8 protein-coding genes are annotated in these 11,184 nt (G+C 65.8%); 6 read left to right on the plus strand and 2 right to left on the minus strand.

Annotated features, from left to right (window positions below; all coding sequences use genetic code 11):
• Positions 1-178: 178 nt before the first annotated feature.
• Both ABDV69_RS09405 and ABDV69_RS09410 read right to left on the minus strand, forming a co-directional pair.
• On the minus strand, positions 179-2,005 hold the full coding sequence (locus tag ABDV69_RS09405) for a ferrous iron transporter B (protein ID WP_343573484.1): 1,827 nt from the start codon (positions 2,003-2,005) through the stop codon (positions 179-181).
• Entirely contained in the window at positions 2,002-2,259 is a 258-nt protein-coding gene (locus ABDV69_RS09410) for a FeoA family protein (RefSeq protein ID WP_343573485.1), read from the minus strand. The genes ABDV69_RS09405 and ABDV69_RS09410 overlap by 4 nt, the downstream gene beginning before the upstream one ends.
• 175 nt (positions 2,260-2,434) lie before the next feature.
• On the opposite strand from ABDV69_RS09410, the gene mutA reads away from it, so the two are divergent.
• The 6 genes from mutA to ABDV69_RS09440 all read left to right on the plus strand — a co-directional run.
• A complete protein-coding gene (gene mutA / locus ABDV69_RS09415; protein WP_343573487.1) occupies positions 2,435-4,324 on the plus strand; it encodes a methylmalonyl-CoA mutase small subunit in 1,890 nt (629 codons plus the stop codon).
• A gap of 5 nt (positions 4,325-4,329) precedes the next feature.
• A complete protein-coding gene (gene scpA / locus ABDV69_RS09420; protein WP_343573489.1) occupies positions 4,330-6,609 on the plus strand; it encodes a methylmalonyl-CoA mutase in 2,280 nt (759 codons plus the stop codon).
• A gap of 4 nt (positions 6,610-6,613) precedes the next feature.
• Positions 6,614-7,612 (plus strand): methylmalonyl Co-A mutase-associated GTPase MeaB, encoded by a 999-nt coding sequence (gene meaB / locus ABDV69_RS09425; RefSeq protein WP_343573491.1) that lies wholly within the window; start codon positions 6,614-6,616, stop codon positions 7,610-7,612.
• A 42-nt stretch (positions 7,613-7,654) separates the two neighbouring features.
• On the plus strand, positions 7,655-8,920 hold the full coding sequence (locus ABDV69_RS09430; RefSeq protein ID WP_343573493.1) for a serine hydrolase domain-containing protein: 1,266 nt from the start codon (positions 7,655-7,657) through the stop codon (positions 8,918-8,920).
• An 18-nt stretch (positions 8,921-8,938) separates the two neighbouring features.
• Positions 8,939-9,517, plus strand: a complete 579-nt coding sequence (locus tag ABDV69_RS09435; protein WP_343573494.1) for a carboxymuconolactone decarboxylase family protein — start codon at positions 8,939-8,941, stop codon at positions 9,515-9,517.
• Between the two features lie 776 nt (positions 9,518-10,293).
• On the plus strand, positions 10,294-11,184 hold an 891-nt coding region (locus tag ABDV69_RS09440), incomplete at its 3' end, for a nitronate monooxygenase (protein WP_343573496.1).

Consider the following 11,184-nt stretch of genomic DNA (forward strand, 5'->3'; position numbering starts at 1 on the left):
CGGCGCACCGCGCCGCGGGCCGGCAACCGATCCGCCTCGACCACCCAGCGCACCTGCTGCGGGTCCGCGGTGGCGGTGGCGTGAATCGGGATCATCCGCCCAGCCCCAGTGCGATCGAGCGCGCGACGAACGCCATCACCCACGCGAGGACGAACATGTAGCTGAACGCGAAGGCGGGTCATCGCCAGGTGTTGGTTTCGCGACGCATCACCGCGCTCGTCGACATGCACTGGAGCGCGAACATGAAGTAGACCATCAGTGCGATCACCGTCGGTGCGGTGAAGATGCGCCTGCCGCGGTCGTTGGTCATGGTGGCCAGCGCTTGCTGCGGCTCACCCGGCTGGGACGCCGCCGCCACCTGACCCAGGGTCGAGACGAACACTTCACGGGCCGACAGCGAGCCGACCAGGGCGATGTCAGTCCGCCAGTCGAAGCCCAGCGGCGAGAAGACCGGCGCGACAGCGTGGCCCACCTCGGCGGCATAGCTGTGGTTCATCACGTACGCGGTTGCGTCGGTCGGCGACATGCCCCGGGTCTGTGTCTCGCGGACCGGCAGATTCAGCAGCGCCCACAACACCAAAGACGCGGCCAGGATGATGGTTCCGGCTTTACGCAGGAACACCCGCGCCGCACTCCACACCACGGCCAGCATCGCCCGCGGCGACGGCAGCCGGTAGGGCGGCAGCTCCATGGTGAACGGCAACCGGTCGCCGCGCAGAATCGTCGATTTGACCACCAAAGCGGCGAGCAGCGCCGACAGCCCGCCACCCAGGTAGAGCAGGAACATCGTGACGCCCTGCGCGCTGAGCCCCCACCAGCGGGTCTGGGGTGCCACCAGCAGGCCGACCAGCAACGTGTACACCGGCAGCCGTGCCGAGCAGGTCATCAACGGAGCGGTGACGATGGTGGCGATCCGGTCTCGCGACGACGGCAGGGTTCGGGTCGCCATGATGCCGGGGATCGCGCAGGCGAACGACGAGAGCATCGCGACGAACGCGCGGCCCTCCAGTCCGGTTTTGGCCATCACCCGGTCCATCAAGAACGCCGCCCGCGACATGTAGCCGACGCTTTCGAGGAAGGCGAGCAGGCAGAACAGCAGCACGATCTGCGGAATGAACTGCAGCACGGTGCCGACGCCGCCGATGATGCCCCGGCTCAGCAGTCCGCGCAGAACCGGATTCCCGACGTGATCGGCGACTTGGCCGCCCAGCGCGGTCAGTGCGTCGCCGATGCTGTCGCGCAGTGGCGCCGCGGCGGTGAACAAGACCTGGAAGAACCAGAACATCACCGCGAAGAAGACGACCGTGCCCCACAGTGGGTGCAGTAGCACCCGGTCGATTCGCTGGGTGCGTGGATCTGGTTGCGGCGCAACGTAATCAGCCGCGTCGAGCACGGACTGACCCCACGCGTCGATGTCGCCCGGTTCGATCGGCGGCAGCACCGGCGGGCGCTGCCACTGCGCGAACGTCGCCAGTTGCGCCCGCACCTCGTCGATCCCCGACCCGTGGTGCGCCACGACCGCGGTCACCGGAATGCCCACTGCCGCTGACAGTGCGCCGGTGTCGATGCGCCCGCCGCGCGACGCCAACTCGTCGCCCATGGTCAACGCCAACAGGCACGGCATGTCCAGCCGCAGCACCTGGCCGATCAACAGAATCGACCGACGCAGCGTGGTGGCGTCGGCGACCAGCACGATCGCGTCCGGTGGGTCGATGCCCGCGCAGGTGCCCGCCAGCAGGTCCGTCACCACCTGCTCGTCTGGGCTGATCGGGTCGAGGCTGTAGGTGCCGGGCAGGTCCTCGACCGCAATCTGGACGCCGTCGACGCTGGTGGTGCCGACGCTTCGGCCCACGGTGACACCCGGGTAGTTGCCGGTCTTGGCCCGCAAACCGGTCAGATGGTTGAAGACGCTGGTCTTGCCGGCGTTGGGGCTGCCGACCAGTGCGACCCGTTGGATGTCTGCGACGGTAACCGCGGAGCCCTCGACGTCATGGCACGCCGTCATAGGTCCGCTTCGGGGACGACTTCGATGAGCTGCGCCTCACGGCGGCGCAGACACAGCTCGGTGTCGTGTACCCGGTAGATGGTCGGATCGCCGAGTGGCGCCCGACGAACCACGTCGACGCGGGCTTTCGCACGAAAGCCCAACTGCCCCAATCGTTTCGCAATAACCGGGTTGGCCCCTGCCACCGTCCCCAGCACCGTCGCCCGGGTACCGGAGGTCAGCTGGGCGAGCACGATCGCCCGAGTACCCATCATCGCGCTAACGTTAGCCGGTCTACCTTCGTACGGTGCGCCGTACCGGGACGGGCGGCACGGCTCGTCGAACCCGGTCGCCGCAGTGTGTGCCGTGGCACTATCGCCCATCATTTAGCCTGGTGGTCGGGTGACAGACCAGCGTCGGGATGTCACGCGGGAGGACAAGGAGCCGCCGGTGTCAGTCGATGTGTCCGCTGAACCTGCCGATCTGGAGCAGGGCCGTGCTCGCTGGCGCACCGCGGTGGCCGGCGTCCTGGCCAAAAGCACCCGACGCGACGTCGCGGACATTGAGGCATTCGGCCCCGAGCCCGAGCAGATGCTGGATACCCCGACCTACGAAGCCGTTGCGATCAGGGCGCTTTACACGGCGCTCGACGAGCTACCCGAGCCTCCGCTGCCCGGCGAGTGGCCCTTCGTACGCGGCGCCGATGCGCTGCGCGATGTCAAGTCCGGCTGGAAGGTCACCGAGGCGATCCCGGCCAACCGGGCAGCCGGGGTTGCGGCGGACGACGTCAACTCCGCGGTGCTGGCCGGGCTGGCCGAGGGCGTCAGTGCGCTCCTGGTCCGGGTGGGCGAGTCAGGCCTTACGCCCGCTCAACTGGAGAAGGTCTTTACCGGCGTGTATCTGAGCATGGCGCCGGTGATACTAGATGCCGGTGCCGAGTATCGCGCGGCCGGTGAGGCGATACTCGAGCTGGTCGGTCGCGTCGAACCCGATCAGCGCGAAATCTTGTCAATCGACTTGGGCGCCGACCCGCTCACCGCAGCGCTCAGCGAGCGGCCCGCACCGACGCTGGCGGACGTGGTGGAAATGGCCACCCGGGTGGCCGACAACACCGGGGTCCGGGCAATCACGGTCGACGGGCCCGCGTTCCACAATCTGGGCGCCAACGCGACATGGGAACTGGCCGGCAGCATCGCCGCCGCGGTGTCATATCTCCGCGATCTCACCGAGTCGGGTCTGCCGGCGGCCAAGGCGCTGGCGCAGATCAGCTTCCGGCTGGCTGCCGACGACGACCAGTTTTTGACGATCGCCAAGGTGAGGGCGCTGCGCCGGTTGTGGGCACGCGTCGCCGAGGTCGTCGGTGCGCCGGACAGCGGCGCGGCCGTGGTGCACGCCGAGACATCGCTACCGATGATGACCCAACGCGATCCCTGGGTGAACATGCTGCGGACGACGTTGGCCGCGTTCGGCGCCGGAGTGGGCGGCGCTGACACCGTGCTGGTGTTCCCGTTCGATGTCGCGATCGAAGGCGGATTCCCCGGCATGGCAACCAGTTTCGCGCGCCGGATGGCCCGCAACATCCAACTGCTGTTACTGGAGGAGTCGCACGTCGGCCGCATCCTCGATCCAGCCGGCGGGTCGTGGTTTGTCGAAGACCTCACCGACCAGTTGGCGCACCAGGCTTGGGCAAGCTTCCAGGCCGTCGAGCAGCGCGGCGGATTCGTCGCGGCAACTGACTACATTGCGGGACAGATCGCCGCGATAGCCGGCAAGCGCGCCGACGACATCGCTCATCGCAAGACCGCGATCACCGGTGTCAACGAGTATCCGAACATCACCGAACCGGCCCTACCGCAGAGCGATTCGCCGTATTCGCCGCTCGCGGCCGGAAAGGTGATCCGCTACGCCGCTGAGTTCGAGGCGTTGCGTGACCGTTCAGACGCCTACTCGGCCCGCAGCGAGTCACGGCCGCAGGTGCTGCTGTTGCCGCTCGGTCCGGTGGCGGAGCACAACATCAGGACGACCTTCGCGGCCAATCTGCTCGCCGCCGGCGGCATCGAGGCAATCAACCCCGGGACGGTCGATGCCGACGAGGTCGCCAGGGCGGTTGCGGACGCGGGTTCACCGGCAGTCGCCGTCGTATGTGGCACCGACGCCCGCTACGGCAGCGAGGCGTCAGCGGTCGTCGCCGCGGCCCGCAGCGCCGGGGTATCGCACGTCTGCCTGGCAGGCCGGCAGCAGGCGGTGGCCGAGGCAGAGCACCGGCCCGACGAGTTCCTGACCGCCGAAATTAATGCGGTGGAGGCACTTTCAGACCTGCTCGACCGGTTGGGGGCATAACGACAATGACGACCACGACGACCGGGGTAGGAAACTTCGCCGACGTTCCGCTGGACGGTGGTCGCAGCGTTGCGCGGCCGACCCAGGACGCGGTGGAAAAGCACATCGCGGCCGTCGCGGCCGCGCACTGGTATACCCCTGACCAGTTGGTGTGGCACACCCCGGAAGACATCGACGTCAAGCCGGTGTATGTCGCCGCCGACCGCGCCGGCACCGAGTCCGGTGGCTACCCGCTGAACACCTTCCCGGGCGAGCCGCCTTTCGTCCGTGGCCCTTACCCGACGATGTACGTCAACCAGCCCTGGACGATTCGGCAGTACGCCGGGTTCTCCACGGCCGCGGAGTCCAACGCGTTCTACCGGCGCAACCTCGCGGCCGGTCAGAAAGGACTGTCGGTGGCCTTCGACCTCGCCACCCACCGTGGCTACGACTCGGACCATCCGCGCGTGCAGGGCGACGTCGGAATGGCAGGTGTGGCTATCGATTCCATTCTCGACATGCGTCAGCTGTTCGACGGCATCGACCTGTCGACGGTGTCGGTCTCGATGACCATGAACGGCGCTGTGCTGCCGGTCCTGGCGTTGTATGTGGTGGCCGCCGAGGAGCAGGGGGTACCGCCGGAAAAGCTGGCCGGCACCATCCAGAACGACATCCTCAAAGAATTCATGGTGCGCAACACCTACATCTATCCGCCGAAGCCGTCGATGCGGATCATTTCCGACATCTTCGCCTACACCAGCGCAAAGATGCCGAAGTTCAACTCCATCTCCATCTCCGGTTATCACATCCAAGAGGCGGGCGCCACAGCGGATTTGGAGCTCGCCTACACGCTCGCCGACGGTGTCGACTACATCAAGGCCGGCCTGGATGCCAACCTGGACATCGACAAGTTCGCGCCGCGGCTGTCGTTCTTCTGGGGCATCGGGATGAACTTCTTCATGGAAGTCGCCAAGCTGCGCGCCGGCCGGCTGCTGTGGAGCGAGCTGGTCGCGCAATTCGAGCCCAAGAATGCGAAATCGCTTTCGCTGCGCGCGCATTCGCAGACTTCGGGTTGGTCGCTGACCGCACAGGACGCGTTCAACAACGTTGCACGCACCTGCATCGAGGCGATGGCCGCCACCCAGGGTCACACCCAGTCGCTGCACACCAACGCCCTCGACGAGGCGCTGGCCCTGCCCACCGACTTCTCGGCCCGCATCGCCCGCAATACCCAGTTGGTGCTGCAGCAAGAGTCCGGGACCACGAGGCCGATCGATCCCTGGGGCGGTTCGTATTATGTGGAATGGCTGACCTATCAGCTGGCCCAACGGGCTCGCGCTCACATCGCCGAGGTCGCAGAGGCGGGCGGGATGGCCCAGGCGATCAACGACGGAATCCCCAAGCTGCGCATCGAAGAAGCGGCCGCGCGGACCCAGGCCCGCATCGACACCGGAACCCAGCCGGTGATCGGCATCAACAAATACCAGGTGGAAGAGGACCAGGAAGTCGAAGTCCTCAAGGTCGAGAACAGCCGGGTACGGGCCGAGCAGTTGGCCAAACTCGAAGAGCTGCGGGCACATCGGGACCAGGCGGCGGTCGATGCCGCACTGGCCGAGCTGTCCCGTGCGGCGGCGGCGCATTCCGGCGGGGCCGGCAAGGGGGATCGAGACGGACTCGGCAACAACCTGTTGGCGCTGGCCGTCGACGCGGCCCGGCACAAGGCCACCGTCGGCGAGATCTCCGACGCGCTGGAGAAGGTCTACGGGCGTCACCGAGCCGAAATTCGCACCATCGCCGGGGTTTACCGAGACGAAGCATCGGGAACGCAAGGAGGTGGCAACATGTCCGCTCTTTCTGACGCTACCGCCCTCGTCGAGAAATTCGCCGAGGCCGACGGTCGGCGGCCGCGAATCCTGGTGGCCAAGATGGGGCAAGACGGGCACGATCGCGGACAGAAGGTGATCGCAACGGCGTTCGCCGACATCGGATTCGACGTCGATGTCGGTGCTCTGTTCTCCACGCCGGACGAGGTGGCCCGTCAAGCCGCGGACAACGATGTCCACGTGGTCGGGGTGTCCTCGTTGGCGGCCGGTCACCTCACGTTGGTGCCCGCGCTGCGCGACGCGCTGGCCGAAGTCGGTCGATCCGACATCATGATCGTCGTCGGCGGAGTGATCCCGCCCGGCGACTTCGACGAGCTCTATGAAGCCGGAGCCACGGCGATCTTCCCGCCGGGCACGGTAATCGCCGCTGCCGCAATCGATCTGCTGCACAAACTGGCCGATCGACTCGAATACACCCTTTAGCCACATGGCAGCTGACAACGGCGGCGGCATCAAAAAACTCGCCGCGGCGGTGTGCGGCGGCGACCGGTCTGCGCTGCCGCGGGCGATCACGCTGGTCGAGTCGAAGCGGGCCGACCATCGCGATCGCGCGCAGCAGTTGCTCTTGGAGTTGATGCCGGCAGCCGGCAACGCCCTGCACGTTGGAATTACCGGGGTGCCTGGAGTCGGTAAGTCGACCGCCATCGAAGCCCTTGGCATGTACCTGATCGGACGCGGACATCGAGTGGCGGTGCTGGCCGTCGACCCGTCGTCGACCCGCACCGGTGGGTCGATTCTCGGCGACAAAACCCGGATGCCGCAATTGGCGGCACATCCCGATGCTTACATCCGCCCGTCACCGACATCGGGAACCCTGGGTGGGGTCGCAAAGGCCACCCGCGAAACCATCGTGCTCTTGGAAGCAGCCGGGTTCGACGTGATCCTGGTCGAGACCGTGGGCGTCGGGCAGTCCGAGGTCGCCGTGTCCAACATGGTCGACACCTTCGTCTTCCTCACCCTGGCGCGCACCGGCGATCAGTTGCAGGGCATCAAAAAGGGTGTGCTCGAGCTCGCCGACATCGTGGTGGTCAACAAGGCCGATGGCGACCACCAGGCGGAGGCTCGAAAAGCCGCCCGCGAGCTCTCCGGGGCGATCCGGCTCATCTATCCGCGCGAGACCCTCTGGCGTCCGCCGGTTCTCACCATGAGCGCGTTGGAACGCACTGGCCTGGAAGACTTGTGGGACACAATAGAGCGGCATCGCGATGTGCTCACCGAAGCGGGGGATTTCGAGGTGCGCCGACGGGCCCAACAGGTCGACTGGACGTGGCAGATGGTCCGCGACACCGTGTTGGACCGGGTGATGTCCAACCCGGCGGTTCGCAAAGCCCGCGCCGACGTCGAGCGCCGGGTTCTGTCTGGAGAATTGACACCAGCCCTGGCCGCTCAGCAAATATTAGAGCTAGCTTCGACAACGGATGGGTAAATTCTACTTCGTTCGTAGAGTCAACCTACTAGGTTCGACATCATGATCCTCGACGTAGTGGGCAATCGCCGGTCGGTGCTGCCGCGCGGTGTTCACGGCGCAGCCGATCCACATTTCGCTTGCGCGGTGCGCAGTTTCGCCGGAACATTCCACGGCAGCCGATTCGGCGGCGGGGCGCTGGCGGTCTACCTCGACGGGGAACCTGTCGTCGACGTGTGGACGGGTTATGCGGACCGGCTCGGCCGGGTGCCCTGGACGGCCGACTCGGCGAGCATGGTGTTCTCCGCGACCAAGGGCATGGCCTCCACGGTCATCCATCGCCTCGTCGACCGGGGCCTGATCGCCTACGACGTCCCGGTCGCCCACTATTGGCCGGAATTCGGCGCCAACGGGAAAGCCGACATCACCGTCCGCCAGATGATGCGGCACCAGGCCGGTCTGTCAGCCCTGCGAGGTGCCAGCAAGGAAGATCTGCTGAACCACGAACTGATGGAGCGCCGCCTCGCGGCCGCACGTCCCGGTTATTCGTTCGGCCGGTCGGCCTACCACGCGTTGACCTACGGTTGGCTGCTGTCCGGGCTGGCGCGCGCGGTCACCGGTAAAGGCATGCGGGAGTTGATCCGCGAAGAGTTGGCGGAACCGCTGGGCACCGACGGATTGCATCTGGGCCGGCCGCCTGCCGACGCCCCGACGCAGAATACGCAGATCATCATGCCGCAGAGCGCTTTCCAGAACCCGGTGTTCAATGCGGTGGCGCCGATGGTTGCTGCGATCCCGCAGGCCGCCGGTTTCAGCTCGATGTATTTCCCAGGCGTGAAAGCGGTTGCCCAAGGCGATATCCCGTTGCTGGATGCGGAGATCCCGGCCGTCAACGGCGTGGCGACTGCACGCGGACTCGCGCGGATGTATGCGGCGATCGCCAACGGCGGCCGGATCGACGGCACCCAGTTTCTGTCTCCGGAAGTCGCGGCCGGCCTGAACGGGCGGCGAAGCCTGCGACCGGACGGAAACTTGGTGATACCGCTGGCATTCCACCTCGGCTACCACCGCCTGCCGTTGGATGTTGTCCCTGGTTTCGGGCATGTCGGTCTCGGTGGATCCATCGGCTGGACCGACCCGGAGCATGGCTTGGCGATCGGGTTGGTGCACAACCGGTTGCTGACGCCATTCGTGATCGTCGACCACGCCGGGCTCGTCGCGACCAGTGCACTGTGCAGGATGGGTGCCGCTGCGGCGCGCAAAGACGGCTTCGGTCGGGTAGCCGACTTCGGTGCGCCGTTCGCCGAAGCGGGATCTGTTGCCGGCTAAAGGGTTTGACCTACCAGCGTGACATCTGACCGAGAAGCCCGCGTTCCCCGTCTACCACTGGACGAGGCCAGAGCTGCTGCAGATGAAGCGGGTGTCCCGGACTACATGGCCGAGCTGGCTATCTTCCAGGTGCTGCTGAACCACCCCAAGCTCGCGTCCGGCCTCAACGACCTGCTCGCCCGAATGCTGTGGCAAGGCAGGCTGGATTTGCGTCTGCGCGAGCTGGCGATCATGCGGATCGGGTGGCTGACGGGATGCGAATACGAATGGGCTCAGCACTGGCGGGTCGCGCAGGGTCTCGGGATCAGCGCCGACGACCTCTTGGGAGTTCGGGATTGGCGGTCCTGCGAGGGATTCGGGCCGAGCGAGCGGGCCGTGCTGGCGGCAACCGACGATGTGGTGCACGACGGTGTGGTCAGCGCGGATAGCTGGGCGGCGTGCCGGCAGGTGTTCGGATCCGATCACGCGATACTGGTCGAGCTGGTGACCGCGATCGGTGCGTGGCGGATGATCTCCTCGATTCTGCTGAGTCTGCAAGTGCCGCTGGAAGCCGATGTGCAGAGCTGGCCGCCTGATGGGCAAGTACCAGGCACCTAACTGACTGACATGTCAGTCATTGTCCGCCAACGCATTTGGACTTCGCATAGCGATTGCGACTGCTGCCTGCGGCGGTAAGGTGACGACTGTGGCCGAATTGACCATTCCCAGCACTCTGCGTGAGCGTTCCAGTCTGGCGCCGAACGGGAAGGCGAAGTACGCGATTCGCCCTCTTTCTATACGCAACGCGCCAGGTATTGAGCGCGCGCTACCTGTCCAGGTCCAAACCGGTGACAGTCCGCCGTCGATGCAGCGCAATTCCGATTGCCAGCTGGTTAGCCCGCGACGAGGTTCGCCGCATACGGTGGCGATAAAATACGTCGGTAGGCTGAATCGCCGCAGCAGAAATGGCAACTCAGGTTGTCGGCTCTGCGCCGTCAAGGGGAAAGATGTGAACCGAACCGGAGTGTGTAGGACGGTCGACAATCGTCTCGACAGCAGTCATTTCCCGCTCAATGGTAATAGCAGAGTGGGCGACGGCGGCCGGGTTGGGAGCGCAAAGCCACTCTCGGGATGCTGCAGGTCTCTACGTCGGCGTCAATTCCGTCGGGGCCCTCAGTCCACGGCTTTCTTGCATGTCAGAAGAATTGTTTCCTTTTCTTTAGGCTTGTTGTACGCGCGTCGTGTCATCGAAGTGGATTACAAATTCGCGATTTTGTGCACGAAAAGTCTGGGTGACATGTCAGTCAGTTAAATACGCGGTGCGATTGACATATCAATCAGCAGTGCAGCGAAACATATTGACATGCCAATCAGTAGTTCGTAGCGTCATGGCGATGCGGACGAAGGTGGCAGAAATGCTCGGCGTGGAGTTCCCGATCTGTGCGTTCAGCCACTGCCGGGACGTGGTGGCCGCCGTGTCCAACGCCGGCGGCTTCGGCATCTTGGGGGCCGTCGCACACAGCCCGGAACGTCTGAGCAGTGAATTGGGCTGGATCGAACAGCAAACCGGAGGAAAGCCGTACGGCGTCGATCTGCTGCTGCCGCCCAAATACGTCGGAGACGACCGCGGCGGCATCGACGCCGACCACGTTCGCGAGTTGTTACCCGCCGAACACCGCGCCTTTGTCGACGAGCTGTTAATCCGTTACGGGATAAAGCCTTCCAGCGATGCAAAGCGCCGACCGCCCGGCCAGCTCAATATTTCACCGAAGGGATACGAACCGCTGCTCGACGTCGCCTTCAGCCATCGGATCCGGCTGATTGCCAGCGCTCTCGGCCCCGCTCCGGCAGACCTGATCACCCGGGCGCACGACGGCGATGTGCTGGTCGCGGCGCTGGCCGGAAGCACTCGGCACGCACGGCGGCATGCCGAGACCGGTGTCGATCTGATCGTCGCCCAGGGAACCGAGGCGGGCGGGCACACCGGTGAGGTGTCGACGATGGTGCTGGTGCCCGAGGTGGTGGACGCCGTCGCGCCGATCCCGGTTCTGGCGGCGGGAGGAATCGCCCGGGGTCGCCAAATCGCCGCCGCACTCGCATTGGGCGCCGAAGGTGTCTGGTGCGGTTCGGTGTGGCTGACCACCGAGGAGGCGGAGACCCCGGCTGTCGTGCGGGACAAATTTCTGGCCGCCACCTCGTCGGACACCGTGCGGTCGCGGTCGTTGACGGGTAAGCCAGCGCGCATGCTGCGCACAGCGTGGACCGACGAATGGGAGCGTGGCGAC

The sequence above is a fragment of the Mycobacterium sp. genome (assembly GCF_039583785.1).
Lineage (GTDB): Bacteria > Actinomycetota > Actinomycetes > Mycobacteriales > Mycobacteriaceae > Mycobacterium.